The sequence below is a fragment of the Nocardia sp. BSTN01 genome, from assembly GCF_015354405.1.
Taxonomy (GTDB): domain Bacteria; phylum Actinomycetota; class Actinomycetes; order Mycobacteriales; family Mycobacteriaceae; genus Nocardia.
Genome location: NZ_JADKYP010000024.1, coordinates 22,766 through 41,872, shown reverse-complemented (window position 1 = coordinate 41,872; position 19,107 = coordinate 22,766). Strand labels below are relative to the sequence as shown.

Annotated in this window: 25 protein-coding genes; 10 read left to right on the top strand and 15 right to left on the bottom strand. The window is 66.9% G+C overall.

What is annotated here, in order from left to right:
* Nucleotides 1–75 precede the first annotated feature (75 nt).
* On the bottom strand, nt 76–1,812 hold the full coding sequence (locus IRT45_RS20190) for an MFS transporter (RefSeq protein WP_194807397.1): 1,737 nt from the start codon (nt 1,810–1,812) through the stop codon (nt 76–78).
* Between the two features lie 102 nt (nt 1,813–1,914).
* Here IRT45_RS20190 and IRT45_RS20185 point away from each other — a divergent pair, with 102 nt between their 5' ends.
* Nucleotides 1,915–2,523: a TetR/AcrR family transcriptional regulator gene (locus IRT45_RS20185; RefSeq protein WP_194807396.1), complete on the top strand. Its 609-nt coding sequence runs from the start codon at nt 1,915–1,917 to the stop codon at nt 2,521–2,523.
* A gap of 85 nt (nt 2,524–2,608) precedes the next feature.
* On the opposite strand, the gene IRT45_RS20180 is transcribed toward IRT45_RS20185, so the two are convergent.
* From IRT45_RS20180 to IRT45_RS20165, 4 genes are all read right to left on the bottom strand, one after another.
* Nucleotides 2,609–3,406, bottom strand: a complete 798-nt coding sequence (locus IRT45_RS20180; protein ID WP_194807395.1) for an SDR family NAD(P)-dependent oxidoreductase — start codon at nt 3,404–3,406, stop codon at nt 2,609–2,611.
* Nucleotides 3,407–3,890: 484 nt separating this feature from the next.
* On the bottom strand, nt 3,891–4,211 hold the full coding sequence (locus IRT45_RS20175; RefSeq protein WP_194807394.1) for a hypothetical protein: 321 nt from the start codon (nt 4,209–4,211) through the stop codon (nt 3,891–3,893).
* Nucleotides 4,208–4,480, bottom strand: coding sequence for a hypothetical protein (locus IRT45_RS20170; RefSeq protein ID WP_194807393.1), 273 nt, complete (start codon nt 4,478–4,480; stop codon nt 4,208–4,210). The genes IRT45_RS20175 and IRT45_RS20170 overlap by 4 nt, the downstream gene beginning before the upstream one ends.
* A gap of 6 nt (nt 4,481–4,486) precedes the next feature.
* Nucleotides 4,487–5,044 (bottom strand): hypothetical protein, encoded by a 558-nt coding sequence (locus IRT45_RS20165; protein WP_194807392.1) that lies wholly within the window; start codon nt 5,042–5,044, stop codon nt 4,487–4,489.
* 299 nt (nt 5,045–5,343) lie between these two features.
* On the opposite strand from IRT45_RS20165, the gene IRT45_RS20160 reads away from it, so the two are divergent.
* From IRT45_RS20160 to IRT45_RS20145, 4 genes are all read left to right on the top strand, one after another.
* Nucleotides 5,344–6,249 carry a helix-turn-helix transcriptional regulator gene (locus IRT45_RS20160; RefSeq protein WP_194807391.1) on the top strand — a complete coding sequence of 302 codons (906 nt, stop codon included), beginning with the start codon at nt 5,344–5,346 and terminating at the stop codon, nt 6,247–6,249.
* Nucleotides 6,246–6,521: a DUF397 domain-containing protein gene (locus tag IRT45_RS20155; RefSeq protein ID WP_194807390.1), complete on the top strand. Its 276-nt coding sequence runs from the start codon at nt 6,246–6,248 to the stop codon at nt 6,519–6,521. The genes IRT45_RS20160 and IRT45_RS20155 overlap by 4 nt, the downstream gene beginning before the upstream one ends.
* On the top strand, nt 6,511–6,840 hold the full coding sequence (locus IRT45_RS37800) for a DUF397 domain-containing protein (protein WP_194807389.1): 330 nt from the start codon (nt 6,511–6,513) through the stop codon (nt 6,838–6,840). Before IRT45_RS20155 ends, IRT45_RS37800 begins: the two co-directional genes overlap by 11 nt.
* 151 nt (nt 6,841–6,991) lie before the next feature.
* Nucleotides 6,992–8,131, top strand: coding sequence for a tyrosine-type recombinase/integrase (locus tag IRT45_RS20145; RefSeq protein WP_309241067.1), 1,140 nt, complete (start codon nt 6,992–6,994; stop codon nt 8,129–8,131).
* A gap of 743 nt (nt 8,132–8,874) precedes the next feature.
* Here the strand turns inward: IRT45_RS20145 and IRT45_RS20140 are convergent.
* Nucleotides 8,875–9,516 carry a hypothetical protein gene (locus IRT45_RS20140; protein WP_228534675.1) on the bottom strand — a complete coding sequence of 214 codons (642 nt, stop codon included), beginning with the start codon at nt 9,514–9,516 and terminating at the stop codon, nt 8,875–8,877.
* A 90-nt stretch (nt 9,517–9,606) separates the two neighbouring features.
* Here IRT45_RS20140 and IRT45_RS38045 point away from each other — a divergent pair, with 90 nt between their 5' ends.
* Complete coding sequence (locus IRT45_RS38045) at nt 9,607–9,714, top strand: DUF397 domain-containing protein (protein WP_375540129.1); 108 nt, start codon at nt 9,607–9,609, stop codon at nt 9,712–9,714.
* A gap of 98 nt (nt 9,715–9,812) precedes the next feature.
* Here IRT45_RS38045 and IRT45_RS20130 read toward each other — a convergent pair whose 3' ends face one another.
* Together IRT45_RS20130 and IRT45_RS20125 are read right to left on the bottom strand one after the other, a co-directional pair.
* Entirely contained in the window at nt 9,813–10,517 is a 705-nt protein-coding gene (locus IRT45_RS20130; RefSeq protein ID WP_228534655.1) for a hypothetical protein, read from the bottom strand.
* Nucleotides 10,492–10,836, bottom strand: a complete 345-nt coding sequence (locus IRT45_RS20125) for a PEP-utilizing enzyme (RefSeq protein WP_194807387.1) — start codon at nt 10,834–10,836, stop codon at nt 10,492–10,494. The genes IRT45_RS20130 and IRT45_RS20125 overlap by 26 nt, the downstream gene beginning before the upstream one ends.
* A gap of 191 nt (nt 10,837–11,027) precedes the next feature.
* On the opposite strand from IRT45_RS20125, the gene IRT45_RS20120 reads away from it, so the two are divergent.
* Nucleotides 11,028–11,426 (top strand): DUF4870 domain-containing protein, encoded by a 399-nt coding sequence (locus IRT45_RS20120; RefSeq protein WP_194807386.1) that lies wholly within the window; start codon nt 11,028–11,030, stop codon nt 11,424–11,426.
* A gap of 123 nt (nt 11,427–11,549) precedes the next feature.
* Here the strand turns inward: IRT45_RS20120 and IRT45_RS20115 are convergent, their stop codons facing one another.
* The 3 genes from IRT45_RS20115 to IRT45_RS20105 are packed head-to-tail and all read right to left on the bottom strand — an operon-like array spanning nt 11,550 to nt 12,875.
* Complete coding sequence (locus IRT45_RS20115) at nt 11,550–11,975, bottom strand: DUF2871 domain-containing protein (RefSeq protein WP_194807385.1); 426 nt, start codon at nt 11,973–11,975, stop codon at nt 11,550–11,552.
* A gap of 44 nt (nt 11,976–12,019) precedes the next feature.
* Nucleotides 12,020–12,454, bottom strand: coding sequence for a DUF4267 domain-containing protein (locus tag IRT45_RS20110; protein WP_194807384.1), 435 nt, complete (start codon nt 12,452–12,454; stop codon nt 12,020–12,022).
* 58 nt (nt 12,455–12,512) lie between these two features.
* Nucleotides 12,513–12,875, bottom strand: coding sequence for an antibiotic biosynthesis monooxygenase family protein (locus IRT45_RS20105; protein WP_194807383.1), 363 nt, complete (start codon nt 12,873–12,875; stop codon nt 12,513–12,515).
* A 79-nt stretch (nt 12,876–12,954) separates the two neighbouring features.
* On the opposite strand from IRT45_RS20105, the gene IRT45_RS20100 reads away from it, so the two are divergent.
* Entirely contained in the window at nt 12,955–13,443 is a 489-nt protein-coding gene (locus IRT45_RS20100; protein ID WP_106956514.1) for a MarR family winged helix-turn-helix transcriptional regulator, read from the top strand.
* A 142-nt stretch (nt 13,444–13,585) separates the two neighbouring features.
* Here the strand turns inward: IRT45_RS20100 and IRT45_RS20095 are convergent, their stop codons facing one another.
* The 3 genes from IRT45_RS20095 to IRT45_RS20085 all read right to left on the bottom strand — a co-directional run bounded on the left by IRT45_RS20095 (nt 13,586) and on the right by IRT45_RS20085 (nt 15,747).
* Nucleotides 13,586–14,473, bottom strand: coding sequence for an LLM class flavin-dependent oxidoreductase (locus tag IRT45_RS20095; RefSeq protein ID WP_194807382.1), 888 nt, complete (start codon nt 14,471–14,473; stop codon nt 13,586–13,588).
* A gap of 23 nt (nt 14,474–14,496) precedes the next feature.
* The gene (locus IRT45_RS20090) at nt 14,497–15,513 is read right to left on the bottom strand and encodes a hypothetical protein (protein ID WP_194807381.1); all 1,017 of its coding nucleotides are present in this window, start codon (nt 15,511–15,513) and stop codon (nt 14,497–14,499) included.
* A gap of 81 nt (nt 15,514–15,594) precedes the next feature.
* Nucleotides 15,595–15,747 (bottom strand): hypothetical protein, encoded by a 153-nt coding sequence (locus IRT45_RS20085; RefSeq protein WP_194807380.1) that lies wholly within the window; start codon nt 15,745–15,747, stop codon nt 15,595–15,597.
* A 129-nt stretch (nt 15,748–15,876) separates the two neighbouring features.
* On the opposite strand from IRT45_RS20085, the gene IRT45_RS20080 reads away from it, so the two are divergent.
* The gene (locus IRT45_RS20080; protein ID WP_039778974.1) at nt 15,877–16,194 is read left to right on the top strand and encodes a DUF222 domain-containing protein; all 318 of its coding nucleotides are present in this window, start codon (nt 15,877–15,879) and stop codon (nt 16,192–16,194) included.
* Between the two features lie 81 nt (nt 16,195–16,275).
* On the opposite strand, the gene IRT45_RS20075 is transcribed toward IRT45_RS20080, so the two are convergent.
* Nucleotides 16,276–17,640: an LLM class flavin-dependent oxidoreductase gene (locus IRT45_RS20075; RefSeq protein ID WP_194807379.1), complete on the bottom strand. Its 1,365-nt coding sequence runs from the start codon at nt 17,638–17,640 to the stop codon at nt 16,276–16,278.
* Nucleotides 17,641–17,868: 228 nt separating this feature from the next.
* On the opposite strand from IRT45_RS20075, the gene IRT45_RS20070 reads away from it, so the two are divergent.
* On the top strand, nt 17,869–19,080 hold the full coding sequence (locus tag IRT45_RS20070; protein WP_194807378.1) for a GNAT family N-acetyltransferase: 1,212 nt from the start codon (nt 17,869–17,871) through the stop codon (nt 19,078–19,080).
* Nucleotides 19,081–19,107 lie beyond the last annotated feature (27 nt).

Genomic DNA, 19,107 nt, shown 5'->3' with positions numbered 1-19,107 from the left:
ATTCGGCACCGACCAACCCGACCCCGCAAAGCCCAAACCGGCAGAGTCGGGCCCGCAGACCCGGAACCGCGATTCCTACTCTGCCGAGCTGGACCTAGTAGTTGCAGCCCCGGCAGATCGCGCCCCGGCAGAGTCGGATCCCGCAAATCCGGCACCAGCAGATCCCACACTGGCAGAGTTGGACCTGACAGATCCGGCATCGACAGGTCCCTTCCCCGCAGACTCGGCCCCGGCCGATCCGGCATCGACAGATCCCTTCCCCGCCGAGTCGGCACCGGCAGATTCGGCCCCGGGCAATTCGGCGCCGGATCGCGCCCGGGAGGGCGCCCACACTCCGAGGATCGCGGCGACCACCAGAGTCACCACCCCGAGCACGAGGGTGGCCTGGTGCAGGCCATGCGCGAAGGCCGATTTCGCTTGGTCCGCAAGCGGTTTCGCCTGCGGGCCGATGCGCTCGGTGACGGCCAGCGCACCCGCGAGCGAGCCGGTGACGGGCCCGCGGATCGGTTCGGGAATCCGGTCGGCGATCTCGGCCATGCGGTGGCTGTAGCCGGCCGCCAGCACACTGCCGGCGAGTGCGATCCCCAGCGCGGCACCCATCTCGCGAGCGGCGTCGTTCACCGCGGCCGCCACACCCTGTTTGTCGGCCGGCGCGCCGTCCACGATCGCCGCGGTCGCCGGCGCCGCGGCCAAGCCGAGGCCGGTGCTCATGATCAGCAGCGGCCACAGCACATCGACGAAGGTGCTCACAGACGTCAGCCGCGACAGGCACAGCAGCCCGATCCCGACGACGACCAGCCCGACCGTGGTGGGCAGCCGCAGCCCGAACCGCTGCGCCAGCCACGGCGCGATCACCGATAGTCCCACCATCGGCACGATCATCGGCGCCATCGCGACCGCCGAGAGCAGCGGCGAATAGCCCATGATCAATTGGAAGAACTGCACGATCACCATGAACAACCCGAACGAGACGAGGAACTGCACCGCCACCGACAGTGTTCCGGTGCCGAAGCCGCGCCCGGCGAACAGCCGCACATCCAGCAGCGGATGCTCGGCGCGCAGTTCGATCACGGCGAAGGCGACGCCGACCGCGAGCCCGGCGACCACCGCGCCCAGCACCATCGGATCGGTCCAGCCGCGCTGCGGGGCCTCGAGTGCCGCGATCACGATCAATCCGACCGCGGCCGCGCCGCTCACCGCACCCCACGGATCGAACCGTGCCCGCTCGCCGTCCTGCGATTCGGGGACCGTGCACGCCGCGACCGCCAGAATCGCACCCGAGATCGCCATCGCGAGCGTGATCGACAGCCACGACCAGCGCCACAGCAGCACTCCGGAACCCAGGATGCCGATGACCGCGCCGCCGCCGACCGTGCCCGCCCAGATACCGACCGCGACATTGCGGCGATCCGGTTCCACCCCGGCGGTGAGCAACGAGAGCGTCGACGGCATCACCAGTGCCGCACCGACTCCGGCCATCGCGCGGGTGGCGATCAGCCATTCCGGTCCGGCGACCGCCAGCGGGATCGCCGACGCGATCGCGAACACCGCCAGTCCGATGATCATGACGATGCGGCGGCCGTAGCGGTCGCCCAGGGCGCCGGCCGGCAGTACCAGACAGGCCAGCGCGAGCGTGTAACCGTCGATGATCCAGGTCAATTGGGACTGCGTGGCGCCGGTGGCCGAGGCGATCTGCGGCAGGGCGGTGTAGAGCGCCGCCATCGACGCGACGACCAGCGCGACGGCCAGGCAGGACACCACGATCACCCATCGGGTGCGCACGGGTACGGGCTCGGTCATGGTTGCGTTCATCGCGCCTCCCGAGAAACGATACTTACAGTTTCGCTATGCTACTCGAAGTATCGTTTCTATCCCGTGCGGCCGCTGATCTTGCCGAGGAGGAATCCTGAGACCATGACTTCGAGTGCCGCGATCGAATCCGAGGACGACCCGCGCAAGGCGCGCTCACGTCGCCGCCTGCTGGCCGCCGCGGCCGAATTGTTGCGCGACGGCGGATTGGACGCGGTCACCATCGATGCGGTGACGCGCCGCTCGGGCGTCGCGCGCACCACGCTGTACCGGCATTTCGACACCGTGGCGCGGCTGCGTGCCGAGACCCTCGAAGAGCTGATGCCGCCGGTGGTCGAGATACCGGACGCGGGCCCGCTGCGGGAGCGACTGATCGAACTGCTCACCCGGCAGGCCGCGGCGATCAACGACGTGCCGCTGCATCTGACCACGCTGGCGTGGCTGGCGACCGGCGACGCGCAAGCGCACGGCGACGGCGCACGGGCCGGAACGCTGCGCGCCCATCTGATCGACACCTATCGCCGCCCGTTCGACGAATTGTTCGACGACCCGCGGGCGCATGCACTGCTCGGCGATCGGGATCTCACCGCGGTGCTGGCGCAGCTCGTCGGGCCGATCGTCTTCGTGCGGCTCACCGGCATCGGCCGCGCCGGGCGCGACGACTGCACCCGCATCGTCGACGACTTCCTCGCCGCCTGCGAGCGCGGACGCTGAAAGAGGTAGCGCGCGGGTCGCATTGGCCGCGACCCGATTCCTCGCCTGCCCGTTCGGCGCACCTGGCGCGCGCGGCGGTTTCGCGTCAGTAGTAGACGGGCCCCGGCACTCCGCCGCCGACCGCGACCGCATCGCCCGTGATCGCGATGCTGCGCGGCGAGGCCAGGAAGGTGACCACGTCGGCTACCTCGCTCGCATCGATCACCCGGCGGATCGAGTTGGCGACCAGGCCGGCCTCCAATTCCTCGACGGTGGCGCCGGATTCGGCGGCCTGGGCGGCCAGCCGTCCGGTGAGCCGCTCGGTCCGGGTAAGGCCCGGGTGCACGACCGTGACGTTGATCCCATGCGGGCCGAGTTCGTCCGCGAGATTCTTGGTCAGGGCCGAGACGCCGACGTTGCGTACCGTCTGCGCGATCGAATTCGCTTGCCGTGCACCGAGTCCGCTGATGTTGACGATCCGCCCCCAGCCCTGCGCGATCAGATGCGGCGCGACCGCGCGGGCGGTGCGCAGATATCCGAGCACCTTGATCTCGACCTCGCGGCGCACGATGTCATCACTGGTCGCGTTCAGATCCGCGGGCGCGCCGGCACTCCACGGCGTGGCCGCGGCATTGACCAGGATGTCGACCCCACCCAGCTCGGCCACGGTGCGCTCGACCAGTGCCCGCACCTGTTCGTCGTCGCCGGTGTCGGTGGGCACCGCGACGATCCGCCGCCCGCTCTCCTGGGCGAGTGCCTGCGCCGCTGCCGCGAGCGGTTCGGCGGATCGGGCGGCGAGCACCACGTCCACGCCCTCGGCCGCGAGTCCGCGCGCGACGGCCAGGCCGATTCCCTTACTACCGCCGGTGACGATGGCCCGCTTACCGCTCAGCTGCAAATCCATGAGGGCGACGTTAACAACGCCCGTCGTGCACGTCGCGGATCCGGATCGGGCTGAACCGAATCCGGCTCGGTCGTCCTCGTTCTCGGCGACATCGACCCGCACCACGCCGCGATAACCCCGAGGATCGTGGCCGTATCCACGGTCCCGGGCTTACTGAGCCGCAGCCCCACCGTGACGAGCCGATCGGCCGGGGATTCGGTCGCCACCGCATCGGCCCGCCGACCCGGCACCGCCGTCGAATCGATCGTCCATCCGCGAGCGGTGCAGGTGGTCAGCAGATCGCCCAGCACATCACGCCCGTCCTCCTCGCACGTCGCCGGGTAGCTGCGCTCGGCCGGACCGCGCCCGTGACGATGAACTAATCCTGCAAACCTCGCCGTTTTTCGCGGTTTTCGCGCATTTCCGTGGAGGTTTGCACGAAAAATTCGGGGCGTCGGGACTCGTGGGCCCGGCAATCACCGACGTCGCACCGCAGGCACTCCGGCTACCAGTCCGGCTGGTAACCCCAGCACCACATGTCTGCGGGCTCGACCGTTACCAGCGCGGCGAATCCGCACACCGATTTCGGGCTGCCGCCGACATGCTCGAGGTCGTGGGTAATCACCGCGATCGCGTCGACCCGGCGCAACGCGGGTAGCAGATCAGGCACCGGCACGTCGGCGACGATGCCCATCAGCCGATATCCCGCCCCGGCCGCGCGGCGGCGAATCGCGGCGTCGATCTCGGTTCGCCGATCGCCCGCCACATCGGAGCGAACGTACCCGATTGCCTTGGGCCACTTCGACTTGTCCGGCTCCGCGCTCATCCGAGGAACCGCGTCATGGGCGCAGACTCCGAATTGTGGTGGCCCGGTATCCATTCGGCCCACATCTCGTGGGCGACACGATCCCAGACGGCGGCCCAGTGGCGCGATGTCTGTTCCCGTGCCGCCGCGAGATCGGTGCCCGGCGCGAACTCGATCACCTCGCCGGTGCCCGTGTCGCGCGCCTGCCTGATCTCGATATGACGATAGTTCTGCATCGTCCACACCGCTTCCAGGCCGTTCGCCTCGGTGCATCTGGTCCTATCGTCCATCGCCGGCTACCTGTCCCGCATGTCGGCGACCAGCCCGTCCAGCACGCTCAGGAGCGTGCCGAGGTCCGCGCCCGTCGTCACCGGCAGTTCGCTGCCGATCGGGTCGAGCCGGATACCGCGCGCCGCGGCACGCTCGCGCAGCGTGTGCACCGGGGGAACGATCTTCCCAGCCTGCACGAGGAACCCGAACGCGGCGGCTTTGCGGGGACACCGATGGGCGCGACACCCCTTGTGCTGCTGCATGATTCGCCGCGCGAGCCCTTCCGTGAGCGGATGCGGCGGACCGGCATGCTCCGGTGCGATCGGGCTGCGCGCCCACGTCTCCGGCGGGCACACCGTTTCCAGATCACACCAATCGCACACCCGCGCCGGACTGTGATCGACGGTGGTCAAGTCGTAGACCACGACCGCCGCAGCGTCGATACCGAGGGCGATCGCCAGACCGTAACCGACGGGATCCGGCCGATCCTCGGGTGGCCGCACGGTGTAGACGTAGTGATAACCCAGCCGCGCGGCATGGCGTTCGATCGCGAGCGCGTGCCGCGACGCGTCCGCACCGGACACGCCGGGACGAACAAGCCCGATAGCTCTGGGGCGCTTATCATTTCGTCGGCTTCCATCGGTGTCGGGTTGCGTGTCCAGCGGTTCGAGCATGGGAAATTTCGACATGTTCGGGCTTCCGAAGACGGGGATGTAGTGGAGGTGCTTGCGGATTGCCGGGTCGGCCGCCCCGCCGCTCGCACACGTCGAGTACACACCGATTGCCGCGAGAACGGAACGGTTTCAAAGCGTTTCGGGCCAAGATAAAAACGTTCCAAACAATCTGAATTCACTAGCGAAGCTAACGACTGGCAGGGGGCCAGATGCAGATCGAATCGACGACACTTCCACGCAGGCTGCTGGGCCGACGGTTGATCGAGTTGCGTGAGGCCGCAAACCTCAAGAGCGACGAGGCGGCGAAACTCGCCGAGATCGGCCGACAAACCTTGTGGCGCTTGGAGAACGGGCGGACTTCGGAAGTGAAGAGGCCGATCATCCGAGCACTGTGCCGCGTGTACGAGGTCAACGAAGAGGATCAGAATGGGCTTTTGTGGCTTGCGGACGAGTGCCGCAAAGAGGAGTGGTGGCAGTCCTACAGCGACGCGATTGTGTACGCCGATCTGTTCCTCAGCCTGGAACAGGCTGCAACTCGCGTCGATTCCTTTCAACTGACACTATTGCCCGGACTCACTCAGACGGCCGACTACCGCCGGGCAAAAGCCCGGTACTACAAGCCAGAATTGCGCAGATCCCGCCTTGTCGATCAACACATTCAATACAACGAGCAGAGAAGTTTCGAGCTACTTTCCAAACGACAAGCACGCCTTGCTGATTCGAGTAACCCGCTGACCATGCAAGTCTTACTGGGCGAGGCAGCGCTACGATATCGGATCGGGGGCAACGCAGTAATGGCCGACCAAATCCGCCATCTCCATGAACTGAGCCTGCTGGCGAATATGTCGATTCGCGTCATACCGTTCACCAGTGACGGTCATATCGGACTGGAAACCGACTCGTTCGTGTTGTTCGAATTTCCGCAACACTTGAACCCGGCGCTGACACAACCTCCGGTGGTATACATCGAGGGCTACGCCGGAACCTTGTACCTGGACAAGCCAACTGAGATCGAGGTGTACCGACAGGCGCTGTCCGACATCGCCGCTGTGGCGCTGAACGAAGCGGAGTCAAGGGCTCTGCTGGAGAAGATCGAACAGGAGTACAGAGCGTGAGTACCGAAACGTCAGCCGCGAAGTGGTTCAAGAGCAGCCGAAGCCGGGACGGCGGAGAGTGCGTCGAGGTAGCGCACCTCACCAACGGCGCGGTCGGAGTTCGCGACTCCAAAAACCCCACCGGCCCGGCTCTCACCTTCACCCCCGCCGAATGGGACGCCTTCACCACCGGCATTCAGAACGGCCGATTCAAAGCCTCCGCATACGCACAGCGATCCAAGCGCCAAGCGCCAGCGAACCGGAGCCAGAGGAGAACGCAGCATGAGTGTTGACCTACCCACTGCCAAGTGGTTCAAGAGCAGCCGGAGCCACGCCACCGGGGACTACGTGGAGGTAGCACACCTCACCACCGGCGCGGTCGGAGTTCGCGACTCCAAAAACCCCACCGGCCCAGCACTAGTCTTCACGCCCGCAGAATGGGATGCTTTCACCACTGTCGTACAGGACGGCCGATTCGAAGCCCCCGCACAGCAGCCGGAGTGGCCGGGGCCAGCAATCCGGAGCCAGAGGAGTAGACGACAGGAACGTCGACCTGTTCACTGCCCGGTGGTACACGAGCCAGCGAAGCCACGGCAAAGATACATGCGTTGAGGTTGCGCACCTCAGCGATGGCGAACCGTTAACTGCACCATCACACGCCCCGCGCATGGGGCACCGAGTGATGGTGGTGATGTTGTTGGTAGACGCGTTGCGTCAGCGGATCTTCGAGGGCTGAGCTGAGATTCCGCGCGCCGGTGCGGTCGTGCAGCGGTCCGGTCCGGGCGTCGTCGCGTATGTCGTGATCGACGGAAACGGTGTTGAAATCGAGCCGTTCACAACGTTTTTGCGGGACCTGTTGCTGACCGACGCGAGCCCGTTGACGGTGCGATCGTACGCGCACGACCTACTGCGTTGGTGGCGGTTGCTCGTGGTGGTCGACGTGGCATGGGACCGTGCCGGCCGCGGTGAGGTCGAGTTGCTGGTCGGATGGCTGCGCACAGCGCGCAATCCGCAGCGGGCCCGGTCGGCTTCGAGTGCAATGCCGCCGGGCTCGGTGAACCTGCGGACCGGCAAACCCTCGCTCGAGGCCGGTTACGCCGCATCGACGATCAACCATGCGTTGTCGGTGTTGTCGGGGTTCTACGATTTCCACCTGCATTTCGGTCGTGGCCCGGCGGTCAACCCGGTTCCTCTCGCCTCCGAGCGGAGGCGCCTGCTCGGTCACCGCAGCCCGATCGACGTTCAACCGCAGCACGGACGAGCTCCGCTGCGGCAGAAGCAAGGCAGTCGGGCCCCGCGGTCGATTCCGGACAGGTTGTGGGACGAGCTGTTCGCTGAGATGGGCAGCCACCGGGATCGGGCATTGCTGGCGTTCTACGTCTCCTCCGGTGCGCGCGCCTCGGAGCTGCTCGGACTTCTGGGCGAGCAGGTCGATTGGTCGGGTAAGCGAATCGGGCTGGTGTCCAAGGGGTCTCGCGCGTTGATGGCGGTTCCGGGGTCACCGGAGGCGTTCTGCCACCTTGCCATGTATTTCGACGAGCACGGAACCCCTGCGGCGAGGGAGCCGGTCTGGCGCACGTTGCGGGGCGAGCCGCGGCAGCTGACGTACTGGGCGATGCGATGTGTCCTGCAGCGCGCGAACCATGTGCTGGGCACGAACTGGTCGCTACACGATCTGCGCCACACCGCGGCCGCGCGCATGGCTGCCGATCCGGCGCTGACGCTGCCGGAAGTTCAGGCCGTTCTGCGGCACAAACACCTGTCGACCACCGAGATCTACTTGCAGCCGCGTATCGAGGAACTGCACGACAAGCTGGCCGAACACTTCGCCCGACCTCGGGAGGAACGCCGGTTCGCCCCCGGCTACGCGGCCGAGGACATCGAGGCGGTGTTCGGTGCCTGACACTCTGAGACGTCGCAGGCAAGCCGTCCGGCGGGAGGTCCCGCCGACGAAATTCGTGCGCCAGGCCGTGATCGCCGCTCCGGCACCGCCACCAGCGGTTCCGCCGCGCCCGCACGGGACGCTCGATGCCGCACCGATCGACCTCATTCGAACCGTCGCGGCCGACGTCTGGCCCGAGCCCCGAAGCCGCAGACACAGCCGAGACCGCGGTCTTCAGCAGCTGGGCGAGCACTTGGCCCAGTTGCCCGGCGCCACCTGGCAGGAACGCTCGGACGCCAGTGGACTCCACTTGCGGGGCAATCCGGTTCGGGCCCTGGGCAGCTCATCCCACATCGGGACCGCACCGACACAGGCATTGGAAGCATTCTTCGCGCTGCGGATCATCCGGCCGACGCTGGAAGCGTTCCGGTCCACCATGTTTCGCGACTACGCGGGAGCCTTTCGCCAAGCGCACAACGACCCCCGCTCGATCGGTTCTTCACCGCGATCGAGTCGGCTGATTCGACCAAGCACTTCAAGCGCCGGGCCCTGTTCGATGTCGCGTGCGCGCTGACCACCCAGGGCATCGCGTTCGCCGACCTCACTCCGGAAGCATTCCTGCACTACGACCGAGACCCGGGAGGCGGCCCTGTCCTCTAATGAACACCACCGCCGCCGTTGCCCCTGAGCACGAACATGAACAGGTCCAGGTCACCACACAGATCCTCGACCGAATAGCCGTCCGGGCCGAAACCTACCGCTGTTCAATCGCTTGGCAGATCCAACGGAGCCGTAATGGTGAAGTTCCGGTCGATCGCCTCCACAAGAGCGGTTCCGTTCTCGCCCAACCCGTTGCGCGCCGTCCACGCCTCCACCAGAGCCAGGAAGCCGACCAAGTCCTCCCGCACGTTCCTCAGCAGGCCGGCCAGCACGAGCCGGGGCAGCACGACGCTTGTCCCCGCCCACTGGCCGTGGTGACGGTTCGGGCCGCCGTCCTGCCACACGCGCAGACCACCGTCGACGCCGATCTCGACCTCCGGGCCCGGGTCATGGCCCAGCCACGGCGAACCCCCTGTGAGCACCTGCCCCCAATCGCGCCAATCCTCGAGTCCGGCACAGCAGCCTGGCACCACCACCATCCCGGTGACCGTATCGAGCAATCGCAGACCACCAGCCACGATGAGGATCTCCTCAGCGAGCAGTGTGGCCACGACCTCATCGCGCCCACCCGGAGACTCGACGTCCAGGCGATGAGCCAAAGCGCCTACAAACAGCCCAACTTCCTCATCACTACAGCCAGCGTCGAGTGCCAACCACGACCCCGCGGCTACCGACGTGACGAGCCATGGCAGCGGCGACACGGTATCGAAGGCCGGAACCTCGATGACGGCCTGCATCTTGATCACCTCGACACCGAAGCAGATCCGCCCAGGATAATCCTCCGAATTTCGGCGACCTCAGCGTGTCGCCGACGCTGGTGCAGAGAAGCTGTTGGAGTGCACGACTCCAAAAACTCCACCGGCCCAGCACTCATCTTCTCCCCCGCCGAACGGGACTCCTTCACCACCGGCCTACAGGACGGGAAGTTCCAGCGACCGGCGTAGCAGCGTGGAGTTCGAGCAGTCGCACACCGAGCACAGGACAACCGGGCACCCGCTCCGTCATCGCGTTCGACCACCGATGGAGGCTTCGGAAGTACTCGTCAGGAGAGCTGCGCCCTGTCGATACCGAGGGTGGCGATCAGATCTTCGTGCAGTTCGAACCACACTCGGTGGGCCGAGTCGTGTTCGGTTCCGGTGACCATCTCGGGATTATCGACGGCCAGGGAGAGGGCCGCGGCGAAGCGGGTGTCGTAACCTGCGAACCGGGCGAGCCGTTCGGTGAAAGTGTTCGTCAGTGGAACCAATTCCCGTGCGAGGCTTTCCAGTTCGGCCAGGATCGGCCGGTCCCGCTGCGCGTCCCGGTGGTCATTGTCCTGCATGCTGCCATCGGGAAGGATGGTCAGTTGCCAGGCGGTGCACGCCTGCACCAACCGGGCGTTGAGCGGCAGAAACTTGCGATAGACGTCTTCCACCAACGCTTTCGCCCCACACTCGGACAGCTCGTCGGCGAGCTGCCGCTCGTTCTGCGCACGTCCGCTCTCGGTAAGCGACCACCCTGCGTCCGTCCCGAAACGGTAGCGGCTGATCCAACCCCACTCCCGGAAGTCCCGCACGTGCGACTCGGTGAGGTCGACAGGCATTCGGTATCTGCCTGCCGCCGCGTGCGTATCAACGAACCCGCCCAGGCGAATTGCGTGCAACGCGAGCAGCGAACTGCGTGAAACGTGCGTCATCGCGGACTTTCCTTCGTATCGAGCAGCCATGCCTGGTGCAGCGACGTCAACGGCGGGGCGAGCAAACGGCATGAACGTGTCCCTTGGTTCCATCGACCGAGATGATCCGATGATTCGCCAGGGTCTGCATCGCCCCCTCGGCCGCCACCACGGCTGGAATCCCGAACTCGCGGGCGACGATTGCCGCATGGGACAGTATTCCCCCGGTTTCGGTCACCACCGCGGCGGCGACACCGAAAAGCGCTGTCCACGACGGATCGGTCGTGCGACAGACGATCACATCGCCCGGCCGAACCGCGTCGAAGTCGTCGACACTGTGCACCAGCCGAACCGGACCGGCGACAACACCACGGCTGGCCGCAGCGCCGGTGACGATGGGCGCATCCGGCATCTTGGTTCCTCCTGTCCGCCGCGATCGGCTCGTCAAACATAGGTTGACGATCGTGCACGCGTCAACTATTAGTTGACGTCATGGTGATAGCTCGTGATGCCTTCGCCGACAACGGATCGAGCTGAAGCCCTCTAGGGTTTGCGGGGGAAAGTTGGGATCGGTAGGGGGCCCGCGCGGCGTCTACTCACCTCATGACATTTTCTCAACCTCCCGCGAACCAACCGCAGTCCGCCGGCTTGGACAAGAAGACCAGCGCGATCCTGTCGTACGCGCTGGGCTGGCTCACCGGAATCATCTTCCTCTTCATCGGACGCAACGATCCCGATGTGAAATTCCATGCCTCGCAATCGATCATCTTCTTCGGGGCGGTTTCGGTGCTGAATATCGTGCTGAGCATCCTCGGCTCGCTCCTCGGAGCCCTGGGCATCGTCTTCAGCCTCGCCGGGCTCGTCGTCGCGGTCTTCACGGTCGTCGTCTGGATCATGGCCATGGTCCAGGCGAACAACACCGGCGGTGTCCGCGCGGCGCTCCCGATCGTCGGAAAGTTCATCGCCCCTTACGCCGACCGGCTGGCCAGCTCGATCAGGTAGCGGCGTCTTCGTATGGCGGCGGATACGACAGTCCGAAGACCAACGGCCCGAGACCATCTCGGGCCGTTGGCGTCCGCGCGGAACGGCCCCGAGCATGGGTCGGCCGTCACCGATTCGGCCGGATCAGGCGGGAACCACTTCCTCGCGGCGGGCCGCGATGGCCTGGTGCACGGCGCGGAAGAACAGCACGAATCCGATGGTCAGCAGGACGTGACCGATGCCGGCCAGCTCCGCCAGTGGCGTGGATTCGCCGTACCCGAGGACGGTCCGGGTGCCGATGATCGTCATGCAGGCCACCGTCCAGAGGACAGCGATGTTGTAGACGGTGAAGAACCAGCGATAGGCGCGGGTGTTCGACAGGGCGAGTTGGTGTTCGAGCACCAGGACGATCAGGAAGAACAGTGTTCCCAACGCCAGCAGGTGAGTGTGGACCACGGCGAGTTCGGTCTTGCCGGTGAACTCATGGGCCTTGGTGAGTTCGCGGTAGACCAGGCCCGACGGCAGTCCCAGTGCGGTATAGCCGACGGCGGCCCAGTAGAGCTGTTTCATCGAGTCCTCGTTCGAATGATGATGCGGTCGTTCGGGTATAGAGCTCAGGCCGAGAGCTGTGCGGTGCGCGCTGGGGCGTCGGCCCGCTCAGCCTCGGGTGCCTTGTCGGTTTCGCCGAGGATCAGCAGGCCCGTGAGCGCGATCAGCGCGGAGGTCGATCCGTGGACACCGAACGCGGTAGCCGCGGAGCCGTGATGCGCCAGGACGTTGATCATGTCGCCGAGCGGCGCGACGGCCGTCGTCAGCAAAATCCACCCCAGGGCGCGGCGCCGGCCCGTCACCAGCAGGATGCCCGTGCCCAGACCCATCGCGAGTTCACGGCAGCCTTTCACGATGAGGAAGCCGCCGCGGGCGGGCACGTTCGGCAGGCCGAAGCCCTGGGCGGCGGTCTCGGGAGTCAGAACGAAAGAAATCCCGAGGTAGAAAGTGAACAGAACGACAGCGGCCGCCAGGACGGTGTCGAGGTTGCGGCGTGACATGGTTGTTCTCCTGTGACGTTCAGACCGTGAACTGTTGCCCCACAAGGCATCCGGCCCGCTAGGACAACATGTCGCCGGGGCCCAGTTCGAGCGTGGGATGGAAGATCATCGGCCGGGCGGTGAGGTCGAGATCGTTCTGCATCCGCAGCGTCAATTCCCGCCATTCCGCCGTGCCGAGCGCGTTACGGAGGGCGGCGCCGCTGTCCCAATCCCCCACGTTGACGAAGACCGCCTCGGCCGCCTCACCGGCCGCCTGGAACATCCGGGTTCGGCGGAAACCGGCGGCGGCCGCCATGTACTGGGCGCTGTCACGCCAGCGCTGCAGGAACAGGTCCTGCTGGGCCACGGGTACCGACATCGTGTTGATCACTGTCACCGGCGCGTCGGTGTCAGGAACGGAGGGGATGCTGGAATTCGTCATATTGTCACGCTAAGTGACAATCACAATTTATGTCAATACTCTTAGGTGGCAATCATGTTGGATTGCTAGTGTGGAGGTCATGACGAACCGGCCGCTGGACTCACGCGCGGCATTCCTGTTGTCGCAGATCGGTTTCCACGTGTCGTACCAGCTCACCGAGCAGCTGGCGCGATTGGATCTGGACCCGGCCCACTTCGCGGTCCTCACCCAGCTGGCCGTCGCGGACGGCCGCAGTCAGCAGGAACTCGCGGATCTGCTGCGAGTCCACCGCAACGCGATGGTCGGACTGGTCGACGAGCTGGAAGAACGCGCACTGGTGACCCGCCGGCCACATCCGGCCGACCGGCGCGCGCACGCGGTCCATCTCACCGACAACGCACGCCAGGTCCTCGAGTCGATGCAATCCGAAGCCGACGCACTGGAATCGGAGGTTCTCGCACCGCTGGACGAGACCGAACGAGCCGAGCTACTGCCGCTACTGCAACGCATCGCCGCCCACGCGGGCCTGCCCGCCGGCGTACACCCCGGCCTGCAACGACGACGCCGAGCACGCCGCGCACCGAGGTGAAAGCGGTCCGACTCGCGCCCCAGGCGGGTCACCACCACGCAGCCTGCACCCGTCGCCGATAGGTGTGCGCTGAGGCGCCGACCAGTCGAGCAAACCCGAAGGCCTTCCATCGCCGATACTCTGTCGGCGCACTCCACGAGGATCAAGGCCGTGCGGCCACCACCTCGCACGCAACCTCGAGGAAGTTCAGGTCGGTGACGGCCGGGACCAGGATGAACTCGTCACAGCCGGCCCGCTCCGCGCCGTCGAGAATCCCGGCGAGCACCTCGGGACTCGACGCGCGCGCCGACGCGGCGACCAGATCGGCCAGGTCGGGTCCGAGGAAGCCGAGGTAGCGAGCAGTGAAGGAGCGCAGCGCCTCGGACGCATCGGGGACGCCCAGCGCGGTGAAGCAGCCACTGACCTTGCGTGGCTTCGTCGTACGACCGGCCTCGGCCCAGCAGCGGTCGGCGAGCTCGCTCACCTTGGCGATCTCCTCGGCGTCACCCGCGATGCTGAAGCCGGAGATGCCGTCGGCCCACCGCGCCGCCCGGCGCATCGCTTTCGGCCCCATCGCTCCGGCGAGGATGATCGGCCCACCGGGCTGCACGCACGCCGGCCCCACCGGGTCCGCGCCCTCGAACGGGGGATCGCCGTCGAGCAGCGACTTCAGCTCGGCGACCTTGTCGTCGAGCTGCTGGTGCCGTCGCTCGAATTCGGCACCCAGAGCGCGGTAGTCGTGCTCGCGAGCGCCGACACCGACCGCGACCTCGAGGCGGCCGTTCGCGAGCTGGTCGAGGGTGCCGATCTGCTGGGCGACCATCGCCATCGGATGCTGTGGGAGCACCCAGAGATTCGCCAGAACCTGCACTCGCTCGGTGACCGCCGCGCAGGCACCCAGCGTCGCGACCATCTCCGGATTCGAGAACGTCACCCGCTCACCCACGGAAACGCTCGAGAACGGGCCCGCGTCGATTCGCCGGGCCCAGTCGAGCGTCGTACCCGGCCCGTAGCCGGGCGCCATTTGCGGAAGTGCGACACCGATTTTCATGTGGCGACCCTCTCAGACCCACATCAGGCCAGCGATCCCGGTTCGGACTCCTCGGGTGCGCCGGAGCTTTCGAGCGGGGCCGTGCTCACTATGCGCGTCACTGGGGATTCCGGGCCGTTGGCCCTGGCCCAGGCTCTGATCGCGGCGCTCTGTTCCGGGTGCATGCGTGGTGTCCAGAGGCCCAACCGCACGCTTTGGACGCCCATCCCGTGTCCGGTGAGAAGCCGCGAGAGCTGTTCGAACTGGGCCGATGTCACGAAAGCCAGACAGTAGTCCTGCCTGGAATCCAGCGACGCCAGGACAGCACCGCGGGCAAAGGCGTGCTCACCGATCTCTTCGAGGAACGCTTGGATGTAGCCGGCGCGGTCGTCCTCGGCATGCTCGGCGTCGAACGCGGTGACCCAATCCCAGGGCAGCGCCGCGGGATAGGCGCTCAGCGATGTCAACTGCTCGCGGACAGACCGGGGATCGGCCTCGCGGGAGATGACCGCCACATCTACGCTCTCGTCCGGCGATTCGGCGTCGCGAAACGATTCGGCGGCAGTGCCGGTGAGGTATGCCCGTCGTTGCGCCATGATGGACCGCACACGGAACTCGACCTCGGGTTGCCGGCGGGCGTAGTCATGGGCATAGGCCGCGTTCTGCGAGGTCTGGCGCACTATGCGGTCCGGTTCGGGCGGGGCGGGCCAGAACTGCAGCAGGTAACGGTCCAGTAGTGGCTCATCGTCGAGTCTGACGTCCTGCTCACGTGCCTGGTCCATACCCTGCGCGCAGTACCGCACCCGGTAGTCGATCCCTTCTTTCAAGTCCAGTTCCCAGCGGGCCTCGCCGGCCCACCGCACCAGGAAGCTCTGATCCGAGGCCGGGTAGAAGGAGACCTCCACGATGTCCTCGTATGCCGGATCGAGCGGGGGAGCCTGGCGAAGCACTTCGACGGTGAAACCGACAGCGCCGGAGTGCAAACCGGTGCGCAGGAAAAGGGCGCCGGGTACCGCAGCGCCGCACAGTCCTGAGCTCTGGCCGGCGAACGCGTCATGCATGCGGGGGGCGGGTCCAGGGACACTCGAAACATAGAGCTGGCCGTAGGAGACTCCTACCTCGCCATCGAACCGGAACACGTCTCACACCACCCCCACCGACGAGAGCCCACCATCGCCCGGCAGCCGGGTGCTGGATGAAGGCGGAGTGCTGAACTCAACGGGATCGGTGTCGACCACCGCGAGGGCGAAAGGGTCGGCCGCGGTGCGGTGCGGCCTGGTTCGCAAACAGCTCATCCACGGCAGCGTAGAGACGCCCACTGACACGGCTCGGCTTCGAGCGCACTGCACCGGCTCCAAGAAGTTCGCCTCGCTGGACGCGTCGAATATCGAACAAACGTTCGAGCATGCGGTAGGCTCCCTCGCGTGAACACACATTCGACTGCATTGGCACCGAATGCTCCGGCACGGGGATGGTCGGAACTGGCCGATGTCGACTTGCTGCGCACCCTCGTCGAAACCGAACGCCGCCGGCGTCGATTGGGTGCGGCCATGGTCGCGGCCGTCGCCGAGGCCGAGCGCCGCGGTCTCGCCGCCGACACCGGCTACCGGGACACGGCGGAGCTGTTGAGTGATCTACTGCGCATCAGCGCCTCCGAGGCGCGTCGGCGAATCGAATACGCCGCACCGCGAGCCCGCTCCCGCGCGAGAAAGGCGTGGCGGGCGATGGCGGCGGCGAGCTGACGGGCCGGTGAGCGCTCGTCCGTGCGGTCGGCCGTGCACGCGATGCAGATCTGCCGACACCTGTGCGGAGTCAGCGGCGGATCAAGCGCCGGCCCGCACGACCCCACCGCGCGCCACCGGGTCGAGACTCGCCGGACTCAAGCCCAGGTGATCGCGCAGCGTCGTGCCGGTGTAGTCGGTGCGGAACAGGCCGCGGCGCTGCAGTTCCGGCACCACCAGATCGACGAAATCGTTGAAGGTGCCCGGCGCCTGCGCGGCGGACAGAATGTAGCCGTCGGCCTCGCCGCCGTGGAAACCCTCCTCGATCTGGTCGGCGATCTGTTCGGGCGTGCCGACGAACTGCGGCAGCAGCACGCCCTGCGCGTACAGCCGGCCGATATAGCGCAGCGTCAGATTGTCCCGGACGCTGAGCCGGCGGGCCACGTCGAACAGCCCCTGGGTACCCGGCACCACCACGTCCTCGATCGGCGCGTCGAGGTCGTAACGCGAGAAGTCGTGGTCGGTGTGCACCGACAGTGTGATGAGGCCGGAGACAGGATCGGCGAGTTCGTTGTGGAAGGCCTGCTTCTCCCGGGCGATCGACTCGGTCTCGCCCACGAACGGCACGAACGACGGGAAGATCTTGATGTCGTCCGGGTTGCGACCGAAGTCGGAGGCCCGCGATTTGAGGTCGTCGTAGTAGGCGCGACGGCCCTCCGGAGTCGGATCGATCTCGAAGACCGCCTCGGCCCAGCGCGCGGCGAAATCCTTACCGACAGGCGAAGATCCGGCCTGGATGATCACCGGCCGGCTCTGCGGCGAATGCGGCACGGTCAGCGGCCCCCGCGTCTTGAACCAGGTTCCGGCATGGTCGACCACGTGCACCTTGTCCGGATCGGCGAAGACCCCGGACGCCTTGTCCTGCACGAGCGCATCGGGTTCCCAGCTACCCCACAGGCGGTAGGCCACCTCGAGAAATTCCTGCGCCCGCTCGTAGCGTTCGTCGTGGCCCAGATGGTTGTCGAGACCGAAGTTCTGCGCCTCCGCCTGATTGAGCGAGGTGACCACATTCCACGCCGCGCGCCCACCCGAGAGGTGATCCAGCGTCCCGAAGATCCGCGCCACCTCGTATGGATGAAAGTAGGTGGTGGACTTGGTGATCGCGAGGCCGATCCGGTCGGTCACATTCGCCAGCCCGGCCGCCACCAGCGCCGGATCGATCGTGGCCGACGCCTGGGTACCACTGCGCAACGGCACCCGGATGTCGTCGCCGTAGCGCACCGGCGTGGCCAGCAGGTCGGCGAAGAACAGGAAGTCGAATTTGCCGCGCTCCAGCGTCTGCGCCACCCGGCGGTAGTACCCCGGCCCCAGATAGTCGGTCTCCGAGCCGGGATGCCGCCAGGCCGCATGCGAATGGGTGACGTGCGACGCGATCAGAAATCCGGCCAGATGCAGTGCGCGAGACATGTGCTCAGCTTCGACCACCGGGCCGGCACGGTCACCGGTTGGGATCAGCCGGAGCCGAAGGCAACCCGCCGGCGAATCCGATCACGGTAAGCGTCGTGACCCGGCCTGGAGCGACGTCGAGACCCGTACCGCTACGCCGAGCCGTGTTCCCCGCACACGGTCGCCCGCTACCGTGGTCCGGGACCCACAGCACGTGGGCATGCTCGCGCGCGACCTCGGAGGTGACGAATGACCAGCGGCACGACAGCCGTCGAACTCGAGACACTGACCGATCCCGGCGACGTGCGCGCGGCCGGAGATATCTTTCGCACGGCGATGGTCGGAGTGCCGCCGCTGCCCGCCGACGCCGACGGGCTGGTCGAGCCCGGACGAACGCTCGGGGCGCGGCTGGACGGGCAGTTGGTCGGCGCCGCCGACGCCTACACCAGTTGGCTCGTCGTTGCCGGTGGGGAGCGTGTTCCGCACGCGGCCGTCACACATGTCGGGGTGCTGCCGACCCACACCCGCCGGGGTGTCGTGAGCGCGCTGTTGCGGCGCCAGCTCGCCGATATCGCCGAACGCGGCGAGGTGGTCGCGAGTCTGCGTGCCACCCAGGGCGGCATCTACGAACGGTTCGGCTACGGCGTGGCCGGATCGTATGCCACGCTCGAACTGGATCGGCGGCACGCGCGGCTGCGCGACACCGTCGCCCCGGGCGGGCCGGTGCGGTATCCCGATCCCCGGAACCGGTGGGAGACACTCGCGAAAATCTATGCGGCCGCGGATATCTCGTGGACCGGCGCGATCGACCGGCCGCCGTACTGGTGGCGGTTCCAGGAATTGGTGGCCGGCAGCGGCGGCTGGACCGTGGTACACGGCGAACCGGGCGCCGAGGACGGCTTCCTGCGTTATCGTGCCGCCGAGGGCACCGGCTGGCCGCGGAATCCGCAGCGCACGGCCGTCGTCGACGACTGGGTGGCCGCCACCCCCGCGGCCTACTGCGGATTGCTGCGCCATTTGCTCACCCACGACATCGTCGACCGGATCGTGGTCACCTTCGCACCTGTCGACAGCCCGCTGCGGCACATGTTCGCCGACGAGCGGGTGGTCACCGTCGCCGGAGTGCACGACGAGACCTGGCTGCGACTGGTCGATGTACTCACCGCCCTGGCGCGGCGCACGTACCGCGAAGCGCGGCCGGTGGTGCTCGCGGTGACCGACGACGTGCTGCCCGCCAACTCCGGTTCCTACCGCATCGCCGCCGATGCGGTGACCCGCGTCGGCGCACCCGCCGACCTCAGCACCGATGTGGCCACGCTGGCCGCGGTCTATCTCGGCGGCTCCACCTGGCGGCAGCTGGCCCTCGCCGGGCGGGTTACCGAAAACCGCAGTGGCGCAGTCGATGCCGCGGACGCGCTGTTCGCCACCACCGCGGCGCCGTTCGCCGGCACCTACTTCTGATCCGGCGCGTCCCGGCGACATCACCCT